The organism is Bartonella tribocorum, assembly GCF_002777915.1.
GTDB classification, from domain to species: Bacteria; Pseudomonadota; Alphaproteobacteria; order Rhizobiales; family Rhizobiaceae; genus Bartonella; species Bartonella tribocorum_A.
The window spans coordinates 1-20,295 of sequence record NZ_NJGE01000023.1; the positions used below are offsets into that span (position 1 = coordinate 1).

The following is a 20,295-nucleotide window of genomic DNA, read 5'->3' on the forward strand; positions in this document are numbered from 1 at the left end:
AGTTAATTTATTCAATAAATTATTTATAAACTTTTCTATTTGGCTCTATGTCTTTATGGGATAAGTTTAATGACTTTATACGTGAATTAAAAAGAACTGAATATAATATTGAAAGCCAATCAAAAATAATCTTTTGATTAATAAGTATGCCCCCATGAAATGAGGCAGACACAAAAACGGATAAAATCAATCAATGGTATTGAATGATATAAAGTTACTTTTAATAGAAATTTGTTTTGTATCATCAGCAGTAAAAAATTGTATCTTTTACAAAAATTCAAATTTATTCATTTTCTATATTACATTTTATGTTATATTCTTTGAGTTAATTAAAGATCACAGAATATTAAACTGATAGGATACATTTTTCTCAAGTTTTGGAGAAAAGTTGATTAAATCAGCGGGGAAAAGTAATGAACGAAGGTATAATTTGAAAAGACAATATAGAGTATTATTCGTAAAAGAATGCCGTTTTGGAGCAGACTGAAAAATATTTATGATCAATGATATAAATGAGAGACATGAATTGGGGGAATGATCTTTCTTACAGCGCAGTAGATTAAACTTACAGCGCAGTAGATTAAAAAAGTAGATGAAGTTTAAAATTCACCATTATCCTTTATGAGATGAAAGCCTTCGTCACATGTTTGATTTATTTGTTTTGAACTATTTTTTCCTGTCTGTAATATCTAAAGAATATCTTCAATAAGCGCTCTTTTAGGGTGTCATTTCCATGGTCAAAATAACGGTTATTGAGCTTCCATTCAGGATACTGTTTTGCAAAAGGAAATCGTCATTTCAGACTATGTGAGATTTATGTATTAAGTCACGATATATCATGCCCTCTCCTCTTCTATCAGAAATTTAATGCTTAATCGATAATGATATGATCAAAATAACGAACCTTACGAGAAAATTTTTTAATAAAATAAAGTAAAGATGAGCTCTGAAAACAATTTTTTTAACGTAAATTGATACGGAGAAACCATCAGAGAGCAATAGGGGGAATTACAAATGTTGATGCGTATAAAAAAAGAGATCACAAAATCACCTAAAACCGATTTATGGATCATTTGTGCTCTTTCACCTGATCAGCAAAGAGAATGGACCGGTAAATGGTGTTTAAAAAATAAACAAATCCCCATCAATTGTGATGATGTCAATGATCTTTCTGCCTCAGGTTCATTTTACAGATCTAGACAAAATGATTACTATGGAAGCAGCCCCTCAAACCATTTCCCTCAAAAGATGACGATCTCATTTATGAGGCTTATGTTACTCCTCATAACCACTTTAAAGGCGCATTATTCCCTCTCATTATTAATACGCTGTGAAGTTCTATATAGACCAAAGTGCCTTTTAAACTTTGGAGTGGTTATAAAAAACAACTTTTCATGGATCTTTGAATGGGGATATGAAACCGCTACCTTTTCACAGAAAAATGTTCTCTTCAGTGAAAATTCTCATTGTACAGTCTATGGAACAACACAATGAACAGAGCACGCACTCTTGCTCTTACCTATGGTGCTTATAATGCAGTACGCATGCTCATTGGTGTCTACCATGCGATTTTTTTAATGTCTATGGGGGTCAGTCTCGCGCAATTAGCCCTACTTCAGGTTGTCTTTTCAACAACTATTCTGCTGCTTGATTTTCCTTGCGCTGTTTTAGCGGACAGATATCGACGTAAATATTCCGTTATAGCTGGCGTCTTTATGACGGGAATATTTTATCTTCTCTGCCTTCAAGCCCCCAATATGACGGCACTTATTATTGCACAAATCCTCTATGCAGCAGGCATTTGCATCATTGTCAGCGCCATTGACGGATGGATTTACCATTCTCTTGGTGATAAACACGATCGCTTTTCGCATTATGCGCATCTTTATCACCAAGTTAATTCTTTCGGCAGTATTTTCAGTGGAATTGTGGGCATTGGAACGATTTATTACTCTGGACAATATTTTATGGGATATATTATCTCATGCCTCATGATGGGATTTATTTTTTTGGTCTTCCTTATTGTTCCTGAAGAAAAGAAATCGGTGATTGAAACACACAAAACAAAGACAATCTTGCAAAATGCCAAGGAAACACTCTGGATCTTTCAAAACACTGTGGGCGGAGCATGGTTTATTTTCCTGATGTGTCTTTTTAGCGCGGGTATTCAGATTATTTATCACTTCTGGCAACCGATCATACTTTCAGGTGGAAAGATTGATCACCTCAACGGTTCACAAATGTTCGTTTTGATGTGCTGTCATATTGGAGCTTTTTCAGCACAATATTTTTCAAATTTACTGATGTCGAAATATCATGTTCTTGATAAAAAATATAAGAATTCTATAAAGTATTTCTCCTTCTTTTCTGCGCTGATGTGCGTAGCGCTCTATTTTTTAGTTCATAACAATCAAACGGCTGCCTCCGTCATTGCCTTCTCTTTAATCCATGGATTTATTTGCACTGTACCCATAGGGGCAAAAAGCTTATTTTTCTCAGAACTAAACCAAACACAAACGCAACATATTTCCGGTGTTGTCGGTGCTGTATCTTTTAGCGGAAGAATATTTTCAATTACCGTATTAAGTATTATTTCTTTTCTTCCTGCAAAAGTGTCTCCCTCTTATTACCTCATTTTACCGACCTTCACTTTTTTTATGTGTGGTTTAGTCATCATGAAATGGATGAAACACTCTCAAAAGTCTTGATAAGAGGAAAACGATAAAATTACCATCTACAATCTTTTTTCTCAAAGGCTTTCTTCTAAAGAAAGATCTAGGCTTCTTTAGCCCCATGATACATCACGCTTTCAACAGACAACGTATCCGCAGCAAAGCAATAATCGATAATAATAGCCCACAAAACCCTAAATATCGTAAGATTTTTTTCAAATCTGTTTCATTTTGAATCAATCAAAATCATTTGCTTGCACATCATCAGCAGATAAGAGCCATATGGGTAAAAACGATTTAGAAAGGAAAGAAGCCTCTTATGAACGATCAGTGCCAAGGGCTGGTGCAATACAGACCTAAAATCCCAGAACTTACTCTATAATACACTAATCTTACTGAAAATGGCGGAGAGGAAGAGATTCGAACTCTCGAGAGCCTTTTGAGCCCTACTCCCTTAGCAGGGGAGCGCCTTCGACCACTCGGCCACCTCTCCAAGGATTTGCATAAATGGTATCAAGAGAAAGTTCAAGACATTTTCGATTTTTTTCCCAAATATCTGAATTTTTTCCTTTGTTCATTCCATAGGATGCCCAAATGAACACAACAACATTGTGTCTTTTTTATCACATCTTCTCGAATAGTGTAGGCAAACATTACAAAAAGTTCATTTCATATTTGAAACTCTAAAAAGATTAGTATAGCTAGAATGATAAGTACCGCGTATTTACTTATGCCTTTGTTTTTAATGCATGAGGCAAGTGACATTCTTTAGAAGAAGATTAAACGGACCTCGGAGATCCCATATGAATATTAAATCCCTCTTTTTAAGCTCTACAGCAGCTTTTTTAGCAATTTCTGGAGCGCATGCTGCTTCAACAGTTGTTGCCGAACCTGAACCTGTCGAATATGTTCGCGTTTGTGACGCCTACGGAAAAGGATATTTTTATATCCCTGGAACAGAAACCTGCATGCGTTTGTCAGGAAGTGTTCGTACTGATTTCATCGGCGGTGATAATGTTGATGCAACCACCGAAACTGAACTGAACGAAAAAAGAAAAACCTATAGCGCATCATCACGGCTCACTCTTGTTTTTCAGGCCGCTTCTGAAACAGAAATGGGAACCCTTCGTTCATATGCGAGAATTTTCTCAAGCTGGGGTGACGGTAAAAATGGCGCTGGTGCAAGACTTGCAGCCGCTTACATTGAACTGGGTGGGTTTCGTGTAGGTCTTGACGATACCATTTTCAACAGCTGGACTGGTGGTTATGGAAATGTTTTCAATGATGACACCATAGCGCCTGCCGGTACAACACGCACCAATTTTATTTCCTACACCTTTAATGGTGATGGTGGCTTTTCTGCTATTATCGGTGCTGAATTAGGCAATAATGTAGATGATCTTCCTGGCGTAGCGGTGGAAAGAGACTTGCAAGGAAGCTATTTTGAGAAAGATGGGGAACTTATTCCTGTAACGAACAATGAACTTCCAAGTAAAGCAATTAAAAAGTACACCCCCAATGTGGTTTTGGGTATAAAGTTTATGCAAAAATGGGGTGGTTTTTCAGCCGTCGCTGCATATGATGCTTACTACAAAAAGTGGGCTGGAAAAGTTCGTGCAGATTTCAATGTTAACGATCGTTTCAACCTATGGGTAATGGCTGGCTATAAAAATGGTGTTGATTACTACACAGAAAACGCAGCGGGTGAATTGTCACGAAGAAGCACAACGATCTATGCAAACTGGGGTGGTAAATGGGCTGCTTGGGCAGGTGCTACTTATAAACTCACGCCAAAGGCAGATTTAAATGCTCAAGTTTCTTATAGTGCTGTCAAAACCTTTGCAACATCTGTCAATATTGCATACACACTGGTTCCAGGGTTTGTGATTACACCTGAATTGACTTATGTTTCTTGGAATGATGACCGCATTCTAAAAGATGCAAGTAATAATGAAAAACATTTGCTCCATGGCAAAAGTGCTTTCCAAGGTATGATCCGTTTACAACGTTCATTCTAATTCTATTTGGCTACAGCTTTGAAAAACTGGCAACACATGTTGCCAGTTTTTATTTTTGAAATCAAATATCATGAGCCGCCTTTTCTGATACCGTATTTTCTTATCTTTCTGACAAAAAACGACTTAGTTTTACAAAAATATTCTCAAGAAAAGTTAACCTTATGCGCTTGATAAAATGACTTTGCATGGGGCATTACCCATCAATTCAAACATCTCTTCTCTGCTCTTTAAAGCATACCACCGTTGCTTTATTCCCCAATTGATCTTTTTTTGACGAATTGATATCTCATCTTTGTCATTTAAAACATAATCTTCGTCAAATAAGTCCTACCCTAACTATTCAGTTTAACGACATTGAACAAGGGTCCTATCCCCTTTAAAGAACAAAGATTCCTACCCGCATCAGTTTGTAAACAATCCGATTGCTCTGGAGTAAAGCACTTGGCTGGATTTCTTATGATTCATTTGCACAAGGCTCTACAGACAAATCTCACCCTGAATATTTATCACTCTATTTTTATTAAAATGCTTAAATTAAATGTTGTACTCTTTATGTCCCTGTATCACCATCTTCAATGATAGTGTTTTACAGCATCATAGAATAAGACATTGCAGCAAAACAGAATATTGATTCATAACGACAATTCATCATTATTCAACTTGATTGAGACCCTTTAATACCGTAGAATTCTCTCATTTCACTTCTCTTTCTGTTGAATCAATCAAAACCACTTGCTTGCACATCACAAGCCGGTGGGCATATGGATAAAAGTTATACCAGAAAGAACGACAAATGCCGGTGAATCATTTCGAGTATCAAAGGCTGTCGTGCAACACTAAAAACGAGCAAAGTGTATAACAGTGCCGACTTGCTCTCTTATGAAACGTAAGGATGATGATGCACAAGAGATGACACACTTTGCAAAAAATTTTATATTCTTCACGAAGGGTTTGTAAAATCTGTGCGTGTGGCACACAACGAAAAATATTTTTAAAACGAACAAGTAAACATATAATAGAAGTTTATTTTGTTTGAAGCATTCTCTCTTGCATGAGCAGCATGCCCTATTATACCCAACATCTTAACTTTACACGTTTTTAAAAGAAGCAGAATATTAAGACAAAGAAACAACAAGGTTTAATCTCTGCAAGCCATAAAGTTTTCTATAGAGTTATATTTCCATAAAACACCTTACGATTTTAAAACGATAAGCACTCTTTTCTATATGAAGCCAAACAGCAAAAAGCAGGCTATCTTAAGAAACAAAAGCGCTCACACGCAATCCTAAACATATTTTCAATGAAAACACATTGAATTTACGGAAAATATTTATCAACCAATGCATAAAGAATTGCTGCTGTTTCAACATCGAGAATCCCATCATAATTTTCTTGACGAAAATGAAGTTGAAAAGCTCGGATTAAATTTTTGTATCCTATTTCAGTACATGCAGCTGAAACATCATACCCATAACACTCCAACTTCGCCAAAACCTCCTCTTTGGAAGGAAAACTCTTAGAAAATTGCTCTTGATAATGACTTTTTAGTTCATCATCATACCATGCCCCTATACCTGCTTTATAAAGCTCTTTCCATGGGAAAGCTGCTCCTGGATCAATTTTCCTTCCAATGGCAATATCACTATGCCCCACAACATCGGTTGGCATAATATCGGGATAGCGTTGAAGAATATTCAATGCAAGCTCTTTAACAGCATCAATTTGTATTGGATTATAAGGAGGAAAGCTAAACACCTCGCTATGATGATCCGCTAACTCAACAGTCTCTTCTGAATCATCAGAATGCCCCGTTGCTAGATTAACGATTTCAATCCCAATAGATGCATCATTGAGATGCGTATGCCCAGCCCATGCGCTAACACCGGCATGCCACGCACGCTCGTTTTCATCAACCAGATTAAAAATACGCATATCTTTAAATCCAGCCTCACAATATGTCTGCTCTGAAGGATCAGGAACAAGATAGTGTGCACTAACCTTCTCCCCTGTAAGAGCCATGACCGAAGCTTTAAAATCAAGAGACGTATAATGCATAACAAGAAAACGAACGCGACGATTAAAACTCTTGACAGAACGATAACTGTTGTAATCAATTCGATACATAAAAGCCCTTCCTTTTGCGCTTTATAAAAACCACCGCGTATCACAACAGCTAGGACATGAACCGTTGAAAAGATGTGCAATGAACTTGTAATTTAGATACTAAAAATTACGTCAAAAATTTGTTCATTCACAACATCAACACCCTTACCAACAATCAAGACCCATTTTTATTTCTCCTTAACACATGTATAAAATGTTTTTGACAACATCCACAAACACACCACATCAAATATTTTCCACACAAATTCCCACACAATGATCAATCGAAAAGAAAATAAAAACGTAAAAAATTACTTCTTAAATCTTCGCATCTTACAGGAAAATAGCTGTTTCTGTTATCAAATTGAGAAATATTTGGCCTTAGAGCAAACACGCAACTATCGTGTCATCTACACAACAGCATAAAGAAAAAACTTTATGAGATCTTTACAGCAATTGATGACCAAATCATTGAACAGCATATATTCGCAATCAACGCTTCACAGGCATATTTCTCAATAAAATTTGCAAAACTTTTCTGTCAATGACGCTGCTTCTTGTCTTTCCACAACATCTCTCTTTCTGATTTACAAAGAGTATCGATTATTGACAAAGCCTAAGGAACACAAAGTCTCTGGATTTCTTTCATTGACACATCAAAAGCAGAAATGAACATATAGACAAAAACAACATTGTATAATGCATCTATCTTCTCCTCTTAATCTCAAGAGCGAAATCCATTACAACATTGAGTGCTATACAAAGTGACACCACGAAAATCCAATCGGGCATGAGCCTTCAATATTTTCGCTGATAATATGCCCGTTGAAAACCAATGAGGGATCTTACGGGATGTCTATCAGAGAACAGATTAACTTTTGACACCAGAAAAGAATAGGAGAAAGATATGAAAACTGACGGCTCTCTTAAATGAGGGGCCAAGTTCTTTTTCTGCTTCTCCTTGATCTGTTATAGCACCAAACAAAAGAACATCGCATTCAGAAATTTTTATCAAGCCGCTTGAGGAAGACAATCCCCTTCCTGCTTGCAACATTTCCACCCCATATCATCATAAACAAATTCAATGGGCAACAGTTCATGGGCTTTAAGTCCTTCAACGCCCCCCTCACAGATTTCTAATCCCAGCCTATCATTCAGGTAGCAGAAGAATTTTCTTTTTCATAACCCCTCCATCCATTCACGAACGATTGCATTCGTCATAACAGGATTATCATCCCACAAACGCGTACCAGCTCCAGAAATTATTCGATATTCATGATTGACACATTGGCTTTTTGTTTGATTATCAACCGTTGCAAATTGTGATTTTTCCCCCACCAACGCTAAAAACTTCCCCGTATACTTAACAATCTCATCTCTAGCATCCAATGCTAATAAGAGTTTAAATCCTCTTATCATTCGTTCAATGGCCACGCCTTTTTGATCTTGTGGAATTTCCAAGGCAACTCTTTTTTTCACAACGCCAGCAAGATTCATAAAACCATTGAGTGTTTCCAAAGCGCCTAATAAATCATTATTTTCTAAGTGAAACAAGATATCTCCAAGGCGCCGTTGCAAAAGCTTGTCTGGATAGCCAGGGGCATTTACAGCAAGTACCGCTTGAACATTGGAAAGTCGTGCGGCCAATATTTGTACCAACATGCCAGCCATAGAAAATCCCACAAGCACCGTAGGCTCTTTAAAATACTTGTCCAATTCTTCTCTTATAAAAGATACCGTTTCTTCAGCAGAACAATTCAGAAAATGAGCACTCTTAGGAAAAAGCGAGAGTGTATCCAGCAGCGTCACTTGAAATCTTTTTGTCGCGCATAGCTTTGTCAATGGAGAACAAAAAACACCCCCATCCCAAATTGGCATTACAGGAGAAAGAATAACAACAGGAAGACTCAATTGATCAATTCCTTCTCTTGCTTCAAAAAATAGACTAAAGCCAATATTCTTTCCCCCCAACGTCATGAAAATACAGATATGTTGAAACTCTACGCCCACAAATCCGCCATACCAGCCAATTTGTCAAATTCAAACGAAGCTTATGAGCAATTTAAACCCCTCTCAATCAAAGAACTCAATAAAAAAAATCATTCAATATGAGAGAGTCCCCATTCGCGTAAAACATCAAAAATATTTCTGCATAATACCCTCTTTTTATCATTTCACTCAGCTTATTTCTGAAGTCATAAAATGACGCGCTTTTTGAATATAAATGATAAAACCAATTATACAACACACTGCTAACAAAGTTGCCATAGCCCGTGGGCTATGACCAGAGATCTTTCCGATAACCGCTGCGCTGAGTGCCGCACTTCCTAATTGCAAAGAGCCCATAACCCCAGAAGCAGCTCCCGCAGCTTTCGGATGCGATGAAATAGCCAGCGCCGTTCCTAATGGCAATAAAAAACCATTGCCAAAAGTAAGAACAGCAATAGCCATAAAACTTGTTATAAGAGGCCATGGGCTTAGATACATTTGCAAAGCAAAAAGCGCACCGCCTATCACAAAAATAATATACCCTCTCCCCACCGTCTTTTCCATAGACTCGCGTTCAAAAAACCATCGCGCCAAAAGGTTTCCCAAAATATAGGGCAGCGATACACCAATATAGCTATAACTAATATGTATTGGCGATAAACCTAAAGTCGTGAGTAAAAAAGGCGATTCCACAATATAAGCAAAATAGGCAGCGTAAGAAAAACACGGAATAAGGGCATAAAAAATAAATTGTTTATTTTTAAGAACGCTCCAATATCCCTTCATAAATCCTACCGGAGAAAAAGGTTGTCTCTTTTGAGGAGGAAGAGTTTCAGTTAGCACAAAACAACACAACAAAATGGTCAAAAATATAAAAAAGCTTAAAAAGATAAAAGTTGCCTGCCAATGAAAAACTTGGATCAAAAGTCCACCAATAAAAGGTGCAAGTGCTGGTGACATTCCAATAAAAGGGAAAACAATTAAATAAAGTTTTCCTGCTGCTTTTTTATCCAATAAATCATTGATAATCGCGCGGCTTAAGACAAGCCCCGCACAAGCTCCAAGCCCTTGCAAAAAACGTAAGACAAGAAAAGCCTGAATATGAACTGTATAAATCACCCCAATTGTCGTGAATAACCACAAGAATAAGCCTAATAGAAGTGTTTTTTTACGCCCAAAATTATCACTCAACGGTCCATAAATAAGCTGTCCAAGGGCTAATGCAAACAAAAAAACGGCCACCGCACTCTGAATTTGAGATTGAGTCACTTGATAATACTGACGCATATCTGCCAGTGCTGGTAAAAAAATATCGGTAGAGATCAATCCCCCTGTCGATAAACACACAATAAGTATAATAAATGGCAAAGTATATTTACGATTCATAAATAAAGTCACACTTTTAAAGTTACAGATTGAATATAATTCATTAAAAAGAACAAATATAATTACATTTTTTCTTATATAGATAAATAATCATGATTAAAAGTGTTATTATTTTACATGATGAAATTAAATTTCTATTATTTATTTAATCAATAAAACTCTATTCTCCATGCTTCACAGGCAAAAAAACACCCTATGAATAAGCGTTTCTTTAACATACACTTTGCTGTAATCTTCCACTTCCTTTTTCATGGATATCATAAGCAAAAGCACATACCCTCTCCACAGCAATAATGCCACTTGCTATACACGATCGATCAAAGTTGATTGATAAAATGCTAAACAGAAAAAATCTCTGAGGTCTCTATTCCCCAAAACCCTACGGTATAAACAAAGCGTGTAACACAATAATAGCTTAAAGGACCCTATCAACATAAATCATTATTGTAAAGTGTTTAGCTCTACCAAACCATAGAGTATAATGACACTTCTGCAAAACACAAAAAAATCCAATATACTTTGCTCATTGCATAACACTTTTTATTTAAGACAAATATAATCAAAATTACCGTCTCAATCTATTGATAAAGATTATAGAACAAAAAATTAATAGGCTTTTTTCTTTAACTTAATCCATAAGCTTTTATAATATTCTAAGTTGCTGGTTATTTTTGCCCTAACACCTGACTTTCTAGCGCTATTTTATAAAATATTGCTTCCATAAGAACAGTAATATTCTGAGCAGATATTCCACTCACTTTATAAGCTAAAAGCCCATAAACGACAGCATTTAATTTTTCAAATTTGTTCTCTCTCGCAAAAATTACGATGATAATATATATTATAGGGTAAAACACGCCTTATCTTCAGACGTAAATGAAATCTTTTGCATTATTTGTGTATAAACATTTTTCCTTTCATAACAAACGTTAAAGCATTTTTTCTCTTCATTTTTAGCACCTATTCATCTATTTTGGAACATAATGGGCAATAAGGCATTGTATCTCCAGCATATTTAAGGAGATAAAACATGGAAACCCGCATTCCTGAAAACACACCTTTCGATACGAATTTTCTAGGAGAAACATCCCTAGAGACAGAATATTCTTTTTTTCAAACATCCATTTCATGGTCTGCCATTTTTGCCGGACTGTTAACGGCTCTTGCAACCTCAATCTGCCTCTCTTTTCTGGTAGGAGCATTAGGATTGAGCCAAATGGATTTTACCTCTTCAACCTCTTTTGAAGGCTCTTTCCTCTCCTTTAGCATGGGTTCTCTTATCGTTATGCTGATAAGTCTTGCTTTGGGAGGCTTTGTCGCTGGACGTTTTGCTGAAACCGCTGGGGCTCTTCATGGTTTCTTAACCTGGGCTCTCATAACGCTTCTGATGACCCTCCAAGCCATTCATGTGGTTTCAAGCACAGCCAAAATAGGGGCTCAAACGGCCCTTAAAAACAGCTCCATGATCGAAAAGACCATAGACAGTTTCAAAACAAATATTTCCCCCTTGCTTACAAAATTAAACAGCGAGGACTTTGCAAAATTTTTGACAAAAAACAACGGCAATGGCATCAATTTTGACCAACTTGGCAATGAGTTGCGCACCCTTCTCCATAAAAGCGATATACCTGCTCTCAACCCTGAGCGCTTAAAAACATCTTATCAAGCAGCACTCAATGATATTGGTTCTGCGATAACCGCTTTCAAAAATGATCCTTCTCATTACCGCCAGACTTTAAAAAATCTTGGTGAGCGCCTTTCTGATCGTGTAGAAGATCTCACAACAAAATTTAATCGAAGCGATATCATCAATGCTCTCATAAAAGATGGCATGAGCCGTTCGGAGGCACAAACAGCAGCCAACCATGCTGTTCAACTCTATCAAAGCGCAGAGGAAAAAACGCAAAAAGCAATTCAAGTGCTTGAAGAACGGGCTGAAACCCTCTCTGACAATTTTGAAAATACAATCAAAGGTGCAAAAAACACAGCCACGAAAGTGACGAACACAGCCTCAAAGATGGGATGGTGGGGCTTTTTAGGCAGTCTGATAGGCGCTTTTGTTTCCAGTGTTTGTGGTTATTATGGCTACAGAAGCCGTAAGGACACTTTCAAGTTTTAAAACTTTGACCTCTAAAGCAAACTGAGAAAAAGCTGTACAGAATGTGCAGCTTTTTTTACACTTACTTGAAAAGCTTTTTGTATAACATGGCAGCTGATACACTCTCTTGCGATACCAGACACAAGTCTTTCGAAGTTCAAACATAAAAACAGAACACTTTAAATAAGCTATAATGTGCGCATCTCCCCTAAAAATCAAAAAATTTCGAAGAGAACAGCCTATCTTTTTAAGAAAAATCTATAGTACTTCTTTATAAGGCAATGTGTACCCTTTCAAAAGAAATAGCAGAAAAATCATACATCTCTCTGTTGTTAAGAAAAAAGCGAATATCATCCTCCTGTGATATTGCTAAAAAATTTCTCAAAACAACAATGATATAACCTCAAAAAATAAGAAATATTTTAAATAAACATAGCATTTGACAAGAAAATAAATCCATGCCACGTGTTAGAATGTGGTAGTTTTTCATTTAAATTATCATGTATTTTTATCAATTATAAGGGGAGGAATATATGAATATTTCACTTAATGAAGTAAAAGATGTTATTGAGTTAGCTGCTGACGAAGTTGTGCCAACTGCAACGAATGATAAATATGCACAGCGCAGCGATGTTCAAGTGTATCAAGATGAACTTGATATGAATGGTTCGCTGGAAGTTTAAGAATGTATTGTTAATACAGATCTGCTTATCCATCAAACTTTAAAAAATTAAGCATATTTAATGACATGTTTGAATTATTTTCAGAGGGCTTTGCTCAAAAAGTTTGGGCTAAGCAAGCGGCTGAATTGTCAATTTCACACATCCCTTTCACTGAAAGGGATGTGTTGGACGCTCTAAGGCAATACGCTCTACATCCTCATAAACTCTTAGCTTTTAATCCTAAATCCGAAGTCATAACAGTGGTTAATGGCGCGCGAAGCCCACATCCTCTTCCAAACTTTCTTGTTTTAGAGACAGATAGGACTATAGAAGAATATACTGCCCGCGTTGATCAATATGCCGAAGGGCAAGAATGGGCGGTCATGTATTATGGGTTATACGCTGCGACCCCTGCACTGTGGGATGCAGCAAAACAGTTTGCAGATCAATTAGCTCATTCTTTAGGTTTTAGACCCGGTGGACGCGTGGATATTGACTGCTTCATAGGCCGATATGCTTCTACCTATGTTGGGGTCCATGTGGATCACGCCCATAATTTTGATTTTACGCTACAGGATGGCAAAACAATGTTTGCTTGGCCTAGCACACGAAGAGACCTCCAAGGGCTAAAATATCCTGAATATGAGCAACATAAAACAACAGCAATTGCGCTGCAAAATCGAATAGACCGCGTTGCCTATTTCCCCCATGATGCCTTCCATGTTGCCGAAACGGGAGAAAAGATTTCCGTAAATATCAATATCGCTTTTTGGGAAACAGCACACGATGCACAACACCATAGAGATTATGTCACGCATTTACTCCATCTTGATAATCGAACGCGACATGATATCCGCACATCAGGAAGAGCAAATTTAACCCCTGATAATGCTTTTCAGCACTCCGCACTAAACTCTGCCATCACACATGGTACCTTAAAACGCCATATGCTTGTTTCTCAATTAATTTGCGATACAAGCTCACGTTTATGTGTCGGTCGTCCCCTTATTGACGTCTCCAAAATTGAAAGTACAATCACTCTGCGCCCACTCGCGACCCTCCAATGGGTGCCCTTACTAGAAACAAAAGAACTACTCATCGCTGCAAATGGGCATTGTGCCAGTTTCGAGTATAGCTCTCATTTAGAGAGCTTCCTTTCCCAACTTTCGTCTGGAAAAAAATTAGATATAGCAAAATTAAATGATAAATCCTATAAATATGCGCAGGAGGAAATTTTAAAAACCGTAAAAGCTTTAGCGTCGTGGGGAGTGTTGTGACAAAGAAAAAATCTATGATTTTTGCCAAAATGGGACTTTTTCTCGTTTTAGGCTTAAGCAGCTTTGCGGATGAAACCACTCAAGTCACTCTTATTCTACACTTAGCAAAAAATACCTCCTCTATTTCAATGCTTCTGTTAGCGGGGTTTATCGGAGCAATTTGTGCGGGACCTATTGCTCCGCGTCTTTTGCATCACTTCAAGCCTGCACGAACAGTGCCCATTATTTTATTATTTCAAGCAATATTTGTCGCTATAGCTGCAATGGCTAGCCAATTCTGGGCTTATATTGCCCTTTCTTTTGCACTAGGCTTGGCTGGTTCAATCTTTTGGTCTGCTATCCTTGTTTCTATCCCTGAATTGGCAAAAAATGATCAGCAATTAGACCGGATCAACCGCATTATTCAAACAGTCCGTAATCTTGGCTATATTGCTGGACCACTGTTGGGCGGTGTCTTGTATGGTCTCTCAAACGGGCAAAAAGGGCTCTTTGTACTATCCATCATGGTTCTCTGTGCCGCCTTGATCACCACATATTGTTTTAAAAGTTTAAAAATGCATGGGCCAACAACAAGCACAACACAGCACACCAAAAAGGGGCTAGATTTAAAAGGGCTCTTGCGTAAAAAACATGTTATCTCTGCACTTTTCCCCCTTATCATCACCATTATCCTCACCTCGGTTCTCAGCGTATTACTGATTTTTCGTATGCGCACTGAACTAAACTTAAGCGGAGAAATCTATGGAGTGATTAGCAGCATGGCAAGCTTTGGTCTCGTTATTGGTCCACTCTGCTTCTCTAGCCTTTTCCACCGCCTTGGCAATGCCGCTGGAGCATCACTGGCTGCCGCAACCATTGGCTTTGCAATTTTCTGTTTATCCTTAACACCGCTTATATGGCTTATGATGTTATCATCTTTCCTCCGTGGGAGTGCCAATGGTATGCAAAATGCACTCATGGCAAGTTTTATGATGAAAGTGATCCCAAAAGAACAAAGAAACAATCAAATGCCCGCTTATATTTTCATCCTACAAACGGCCGTGTGCATTGGTTTTATCAGTGCAGGTTTTGTAAAAGTGCATCACACCCAATACACACTCCTTATCATCAGCATCATTACCATGATCACCGGTATTTTAGGCTTTATCATCAACAGCGCTCTGCAAAAAAAGGAATGGGGTAATGCTCAGCTTCCCTTGCCAACCTATCATGAGGAAAAAACTAGACAGAGCAAAAACCTATGATATATCATGAACGCACAAGAGAAAATTGTAACTTTAGCATTTTGGGGGGCGTTGTGACAAAGAAAAAATCCATAATTTTCGCCAAAATGGGACTTTTTCTTGTTTTGGGCTTAAGCAGCTTTGCCGATGAAACGGCTCAAGTCACTTTTGCTTTACACTTAGCAGAAAGTACAGCCTCCATTTCAATGCTGCTTTTTGCAGGGCTTATAGGAGGAATTTGCGCAGGTCCCATTGCCCCGCGTCTTTTGCATCACTTCCAGCCAGCGCACACAGTGACTGTTGTTTTATTGTTTGAAGCACTCTTCATAGCTACAGCCGCAATCGCCAACCAGTTTTGGTTTTATATTGCTCTTTCTTTCGCACTGGGGTGTGCAGGTTCACTGTTTTGGTCTGCTATCCTTGTTGCCGTGCCCGACTTCGCAAAAAATGATCAGCAATTAGACCGTATCAACCGCATTATCCAAACAGTCCGTAATCTTGGCTATATTGCTGGACCACTGTTAGGAGGCATGTTGTATGGTTTATCAAACGGGCAAAAAGGGCTCTTTGCACTATCCATCATGGTTCTCTGTGCCGCCTTAATCACCACATATTGTTTTAAAAGTTTAAAAATGTATGTGCCAACAACAAGCACAACACAGCCAACCAAAAAGGGACTAGACTTAAAAGGGCTCTTGGGTAAAAAAAAGGTTGTCTCTGCTCTTTCCCCCCTCATCATTACCATCATCCTCACCTCCACCCTCAATGTATTGTCGATTGTCCGCATCCGCACCGAGCTATCCTTCAGTGCACAAACTTATGGAATAATCAGCAGCATGATCAGTCTTGGCCTTGTGGTTGGTCCACTCTGTTTCTCTAGCCTTTTCCACCGCCTTGGCAATGCCGCTGGAGCATCACTGGCTGCTGCAACCATTGGCTTAGCCATTTTCTGTTTTTCCTTAACACCGCTTATATGGCTCATGATGCTGTCATTTTTTATCCTTGGGAGTGCCAACGGTGTGCAAAATGCACTCATGGCAAGTTTTATGATGAAAGCCATCCCAAAAGAACAACGAAACAGTCAAATGCCGGCCTATATCTTCATCCTACAAACAGCCGTGTGCATTGGTTTTCTCAGTGCGGGTTTTGTAAAAGTGCATCACACCCAATACACACTCCTTATCATCGGCATCATTACCATGATCACCGGCATATTAGGCTGTATCGTCAACAGCGCTCTGCAAAAAAAGGAATGGGAGAATGCTTAACAAACTTTACCATCTTGTCTCTTAAAAAAACATGCCCCAAAATGGCATGACGATCACCATCCGATCAAATCATGCAACTTCATACCAACCAACGTGATTTTGATAAACCACTCTCATATGACGGAACGAACAACCCCAGCGAATAACCCCAGCGAGCATCCATTACCAAAACTTGATATTTTAAAACAAAAAAACCGATAACATCATGCAACAAGATCCTATAGGCTTAAATTTTTACCATGGAACAGGCGGTTATGTATGGCAATTAGCAGAAACCCTGCAACATGACTTGAATGAAAACATCCACACCCTTGCCTTACAAAAACCCACATCCCCCATAGCAATCAATTCTTTTGCCGTTTACCCACGCAAATTAGACTCCCTAGCACAGGTTCAATGGGAAAAAGATGTACAAATAATAAAAAATAAACCGGCACTCATTGGCAAACGTCAAAGACAACCGATCACCGTTGTTTCCACAAAAAGTTCTGCCTTTGGTGGATTTGATTTTCTAACATTTACAGCGCTTCATGAGGGCTGTTCTGTTCAATCCTTGAAAGAAATCAAACTCAATGGTTGCCTTTTTGAAGGAGACAATCTTTTGATATCACTGCTACGACACGGTCTCATTCAAACAGATCAACAAACCTTTTCAAAAGATCACGCAACAGCTCTTTTACGAGAGCCAACATGTCGTATTGTCAATTCTCCTCTCGGGTCCCTTGCCATTAATCAACTTAATGGACGCACAATCCGGCTGAATGAAAAAACCAAACCTCTCTTGCAAAAAGCCACAACAGAAATACATCTTCAACACCCCATAGAACAAACAACAATATTTTTTATCAAAGCAGGAATGCTACGCTTGGTAAAATGATAAGGATCAAAAGATGCCTCTGATAAGACCTGGTATGGGAACAGAAAACAGTATTGAGCTTCTTTACACGCTCATTCAAATGGCAAGACCACGCACAGTCCTTGAAATCGGTGCGGGGGATAGCACGCGCTTGATTGCGACAGCACTACAAAAAGCAAAACAAGCATGGGAAGAGGATAAAAAACTTTTAGCATCCTCTCCCTGGGAAGAACGTACAGCTTTGCTTGACCCTTCAGGTGTCCTTGAGAATTATCAACCACGCTTGATCACCGTTGATGATTTTTCAGCAAAAGGTCAGTCGGCCGAAGAAGCATGGCAAAAACTGCTCCAAGACGAGCGTATTGAAAAAGACACTGTAACATTTATGAATGAGAATTTTTTCTCTCTTGATGAAAGCACTCTCAAATCTTGGGGACCAATAGATTTTGCTTGGATTGATGCTGGAACGCCCGCAGATGATGTGCGATTTGTTACCACACTTTGGGAACATATCAGTGCTGGTGGTTATCTCTGTTTGCATGAACCAACCATGACAACAACCGTTGCTCTTAATGGCGCTCAACGAGTGAGACGCGTCAGAACCCCTTTGTGGGAAGAAATTCTCTACCGCCTTGATGGCTCCTATGAAGCTTTAACGCTTCCCGAAAATCACAAATATCGCCAAAGTGGTCTGGGGATTATTCGCAAACGCACCCCTGCCGAACAAATTATACGTACACAATCGCTCCAAGCAGAACTCATAGAAATCAATGAACTACCCCTTCGCAATGATCTTTTGCCCATGGGACAAGAAACACTAAACAAACGCAGTAAAACCAATTCACTGATTTCTGCCATGACCTCACCAACACTGCGCGCTGTTTACGCAGCCATTATCCTTGGTGCAAAAAATCTTTCTGATATCCTAAAAACTGTCGATTGTGATGCCAAAACTATTCATAAATCAATCAATCGTCTTTTGAATCTTGGTCTTATTCAAACCTCAACAGCAGGCTTTCAAGCCGAAGAAACCCTGTGGAAAATGCTCGAAAGTAAAAATGAGCGGGAGAGAGAAAATTTAAGCGACCGCCATTTAGAAACAGAAGAAATGCTGACAAAAATTGCAGAAGCCTTTCAAAGAGAAAAAATCTATAGCGAAACGGAAGTTTCCAAGATATGCAACCTCTTTACGGTCGATTTTGCTAGATTACGACGCACCCTCGTTGAGAGAGGATTTTTACAACGCCATGGGGGAAAATATCAGCGCATGCTCTCAAAAGAAAATTAAACGATGGTTAATTAACGCAATCGTCTTTCTTCTATAATCCAAGAAAATACATAACCTTACACGCAAAAATATAATTTCATAAAAAAATTATAAAATGATTCATCTCATTTACATATTGACAATCTATGAAGATGAGAGCACCCTCTTCATGAGAAATGCAATGGGAAAAAACAAAAGCGCGGGGTATTAAGTGATAATCAAAAAAAATTAGAAACAGTCAAAATCATCAGAAGAAGATAAGAGATCAAGGTCTCAATGTTCTTCCCGATCGTTGCGCGAACATCAAGGTGCATTATATCGGTATATCACGGCAAGCAACCGCTACTCAATCATGGAGAATTCATGAGTAATGCCTATCCTATTACCCCAAACCTACAGTTGGTATACGTATCAAACGTAGAGTACTCTACCGCTTTTTACAAATTTATCTTCAAGAAAGAGCCTATATTTACCTCGGTACGCTATGTTGCATTTTCTTCTTCAGGTGATGCACTCTTTGCTCTCTGGTCTGGAGGTGACACGCCTAAAGAAAATGTGCCTCGTTTTTCAGAAATCGGCATTATATTACCTCATGGAGAGGACGTAGATAAGCTATATGCAGAATGGCAAGAGCAAACCACCGTTGAGATAAATGTCTTGAAGGAACCGTATACTGATGTATTTGGACGTACCTTCCTCATCAAAGATCCCGACGGTCATATTATTCGTGTTTGTCCACTGGATTAAAAAGCTTTAAGTTTGATCTTTAATCGCCTGAATAATAATAATTGTCTATTGCCAAAAACCTATAAGCCATGGACGCTAGAGTCTGACTTACGACGCGTGATTTATCCGTTTGGGACTGTTCCATTCCTTTCAGCCCCACAATCTGCCTGTTCCCACAGGCGGTCTAATTGGCTTAGGGATCCGTCAGCGTTATTACATGATCTGTGAATCATTATCTGAAAAAGCTTGCAGTATAGAAGCCAAGACGAGAAGTCTGCACGATGAGGTCATAGTTGAACCATCTAGCTATATTAAACATTCCCACTGCTCCTGCTCACGACTTTCAGTACTCGTTACAATCCCCACGCGCGTAATCCTACCCAGCACCTTCTCGATGTTGCAATACTTGGTTCTCAATGAGGTCTTCTCCAATTTTCAACTCTAGATGAATAAAGCCAAATGAAGTACGCGCCGAGCATCACTGGTACCGCCCTTTGATTAAGGAAAGCTGGGATTAAGGAAAGCTGGAAATCAGACCGCCGTGTTTGTGAAAAACTTCACGCGTACGAGAGAAAAAACTATGCGACCGAACTTTCAAAGAGAAAAAATCTATAGTGAAACGGAAGTTTCCAAGATATGCAACCTCTTTACGGTCGATTTTGCTAGATTACGACGCACCCTCGTTGAGAGAGGATTTTTACAACGCCATAGGGGAAAATATCAGTGCATGCTCTCAAAAGAAAATTGAAC

At 38.6% G+C, this 20,295-nt stretch carries 16 protein-coding genes and 1 tRNA gene; 11 read left to right on the top strand and 6 right to left on the bottom strand.

Annotated elements, in window-relative coordinates; all coding sequences use genetic code 11:
- Window positions 1–1,490: 1,490 nt before the first annotated feature.
- Window positions 1,491–2,708 carry an MFS transporter gene (locus CER18_RS08060; protein WP_100129502.1) on the top strand — a complete coding sequence of 406 codons (1,218 nt, stop codon included), beginning with the start codon at window positions 1,491–1,493 and terminating at the stop codon, window positions 2,706–2,708.
- Window positions 2,709–3,074: 366 nt separating this feature from the next.
- Here CER18_RS08060 and CER18_RS08065 read toward each other — a convergent pair.
- Window positions 3,075–3,165, bottom strand: a tRNA-Ser gene (locus tag CER18_RS08065).
- A gap of 310 nt (window positions 3,166–3,475) precedes the next feature.
- Between CER18_RS08065 and CER18_RS08070 the strand changes: the two genes are divergently transcribed.
- Window positions 3,476–4,690: a porin gene (locus CER18_RS08070; RefSeq protein ID WP_100129503.1), complete on the top strand. Its 1,215-nt coding sequence runs from the start codon at window positions 3,476–3,478 to the stop codon at window positions 4,688–4,690.
- A gap of 1,317 nt (window positions 4,691–6,007) precedes the next feature.
- On the opposite strand, the gene CER18_RS08075 is transcribed toward CER18_RS08070, so the two are convergent.
- The 5 genes from CER18_RS08075 to CER18_RS10295 all read right to left on the bottom strand — a co-directional run bounded on the left by CER18_RS08075 (window position 6,008) and on the right by CER18_RS10295 (window position 11,025).
- Window positions 6,008–6,814 (bottom strand): N-acetylmuramoyl-L-alanine amidase, encoded by an 807-nt coding sequence (locus CER18_RS08075; protein WP_100129504.1) that lies wholly within the window; start codon window positions 6,812–6,814, stop codon window positions 6,008–6,010.
- Between the two features lie 850 nt (window positions 6,815–7,664).
- Window positions 7,665–7,847: a hypothetical protein gene (locus tag CER18_RS08080; RefSeq protein ID WP_100129505.1), complete on the bottom strand. Its 183-nt coding sequence runs from the start codon at window positions 7,845–7,847 to the stop codon at window positions 7,665–7,667.
- 125 nt (window positions 7,848–7,972) lie between these two features.
- On the bottom strand, window positions 7,973–8,704 hold the full coding sequence (locus CER18_RS08085) for an alpha/beta fold hydrolase (RefSeq protein ID WP_100129518.1): 732 nt from the start codon (window positions 8,702–8,704) through the stop codon (window positions 7,973–7,975).
- A 267-nt stretch (window positions 8,705–8,971) separates the two neighbouring features.
- A complete protein-coding gene (locus tag CER18_RS08090; protein WP_100129506.1) occupies window positions 8,972–10,168 on the bottom strand; it encodes a multidrug effflux MFS transporter in 1,197 nt (398 codons plus the stop codon).
- A gap of 665 nt (window positions 10,169–10,833) precedes the next feature.
- Window positions 10,834–11,025, bottom strand: coding sequence for a hypothetical protein (locus tag CER18_RS10295; RefSeq protein WP_100129507.1), 192 nt, complete (start codon window positions 11,023–11,025; stop codon window positions 10,834–10,836).
- 173 nt (window positions 11,026–11,198) lie between these two features.
- On the opposite strand from CER18_RS10295, the gene CER18_RS08100 reads away from it, so the two are divergent.
- From CER18_RS08100 to CER18_RS08135, 9 genes are all read left to right on the top strand, one after another.
- Complete coding sequence (locus CER18_RS08100) at window positions 11,199–12,287, top strand: TIGR04086 family membrane protein (RefSeq protein ID WP_100129508.1); 1,089 nt, start codon at window positions 11,199–11,201, stop codon at window positions 12,285–12,287.
- Window positions 12,288–12,799: 512 nt separating this feature from the next.
- A complete protein-coding gene (locus CER18_RS10075) occupies window positions 12,800–12,949 on the top strand; it encodes a hypothetical protein (RefSeq protein ID WP_180299409.1) in 150 nt (49 codons plus the stop codon).
- A gap of 65 nt (window positions 12,950–13,014) precedes the next feature.
- The gene (locus tag CER18_RS08105) at window positions 13,015–14,205 is read left to right on the top strand and encodes a hypothetical protein (protein WP_100129509.1); all 1,191 of its coding nucleotides are present in this window, start codon (window positions 13,015–13,017) and stop codon (window positions 14,203–14,205) included.
- Window positions 14,202–15,449, top strand: a complete 1,248-nt coding sequence (locus CER18_RS08110) for an MFS transporter (RefSeq protein ID WP_100129510.1) — start codon at window positions 14,202–14,204, stop codon at window positions 15,447–15,449. Before CER18_RS08105 ends, CER18_RS08110 begins: the two co-directional genes overlap by 4 nt.
- A gap of 53 nt (window positions 15,450–15,502) precedes the next feature.
- Window positions 15,503–16,696 (top strand): MFS transporter, encoded by a 1,194-nt coding sequence (locus tag CER18_RS08115; protein WP_100129519.1) that lies wholly within the window; start codon window positions 15,503–15,505, stop codon window positions 16,694–16,696.
- Window positions 16,697–16,901: 205 nt separating this feature from the next.
- Window positions 16,902–17,573, top strand: coding sequence for a hypothetical protein (locus tag CER18_RS08120; protein WP_100129511.1), 672 nt, complete (start codon window positions 16,902–16,904; stop codon window positions 17,571–17,573).
- A gap of 13 nt (window positions 17,574–17,586) precedes the next feature.
- Window positions 17,587–18,840, top strand: coding sequence for a DUF2087 domain-containing protein (locus CER18_RS08125; protein WP_100129512.1), 1,254 nt, complete (start codon window positions 17,587–17,589; stop codon window positions 18,838–18,840).
- Window positions 18,841–19,182: 342 nt separating this feature from the next.
- Window positions 19,183–19,566, top strand: coding sequence for a VOC family protein (locus tag CER18_RS08130; RefSeq protein WP_100129513.1), 384 nt, complete (start codon window positions 19,183–19,185; stop codon window positions 19,564–19,566).
- Window positions 19,567–20,125: 559 nt separating this feature from the next.
- Window positions 20,126–20,293, top strand: coding sequence for a DUF2087 domain-containing protein (locus CER18_RS08135; RefSeq protein WP_245410071.1), 168 nt, complete (start codon window positions 20,126–20,128; stop codon window positions 20,291–20,293).
- The last annotated feature ends 2 nt before the right edge of the window (window positions 20,294–20,295 follow it).

Bases quoted from the DNA above. Each gene is read 5' to 3' on its own strand.
- CER18_RS08100 (WP_100129508.1), top strand. From the start codon at position 11,199: ATGGAAACCCGCATTCCTGAAAACACACCTTTCGATACGAATTTTCTA.
- CER18_RS08070 (WP_100129503.1), top strand. From the start codon at position 3,476: ATGAATATTAAATCCCTCTTTTTAAGCTCTACAGCAGCTTTTTTAGCA.
- CER18_RS08060 (WP_100129502.1), top strand. From the start codon at position 1,491: ATGAACAGAGCACGCACTCTTGCTCTTACCTATGGTGCTTATAATGCA.
- CER18_RS08090 (WP_100129506.1), bottom strand. From the start codon at position 10,168: ATGAATCGTAAATATACTTTGCCATTTATTATACTTATTGTGTGTTTA.
- CER18_RS08135 (WP_245410071.1), top strand. From the start codon at position 20,126: ATGCGACCGAACTTTCAAAGAGAAAAAATCTATAGTGAAACGGAAGTT.
- CER18_RS08080 (WP_100129505.1), bottom strand. From the start codon at position 7,847: ATGTTGCAAGCAGGAAGGGGATTGTCTTCCTCAAGCGGCTTGATAAAA.
- CER18_RS08130 (WP_100129513.1), top strand. From the start codon at position 19,183: ATGAGTAATGCCTATCCTATTACCCCAAACCTACAGTTGGTATACGTA.
- CER18_RS08125 (WP_100129512.1), top strand. From the start codon at position 17,587: ATGCCTCTGATAAGACCTGGTATGGGAACAGAAAACAGTATTGAGCTT.
- CER18_RS08075 (WP_100129504.1), bottom strand. From the start codon at position 6,814: ATGTATCGAATTGATTACAACAGTTATCGTTCTGTCAAGAGTTTTAAT.
- CER18_RS08105 (WP_100129509.1), top strand. From the start codon at position 13,015: ATGTTTGAATTATTTTCAGAGGGCTTTGCTCAAAAAGTTTGGGCTAAG.
- CER18_RS08120 (WP_100129511.1), top strand. From the start codon at position 16,902: ATGCAACAAGATCCTATAGGCTTAAATTTTTACCATGGAACAGGCGGT.
- CER18_RS10075 (WP_180299409.1), top strand. From the start codon at position 12,800: ATGAATATTTCACTTAATGAAGTAAAAGATGTTATTGAGTTAGCTGCT.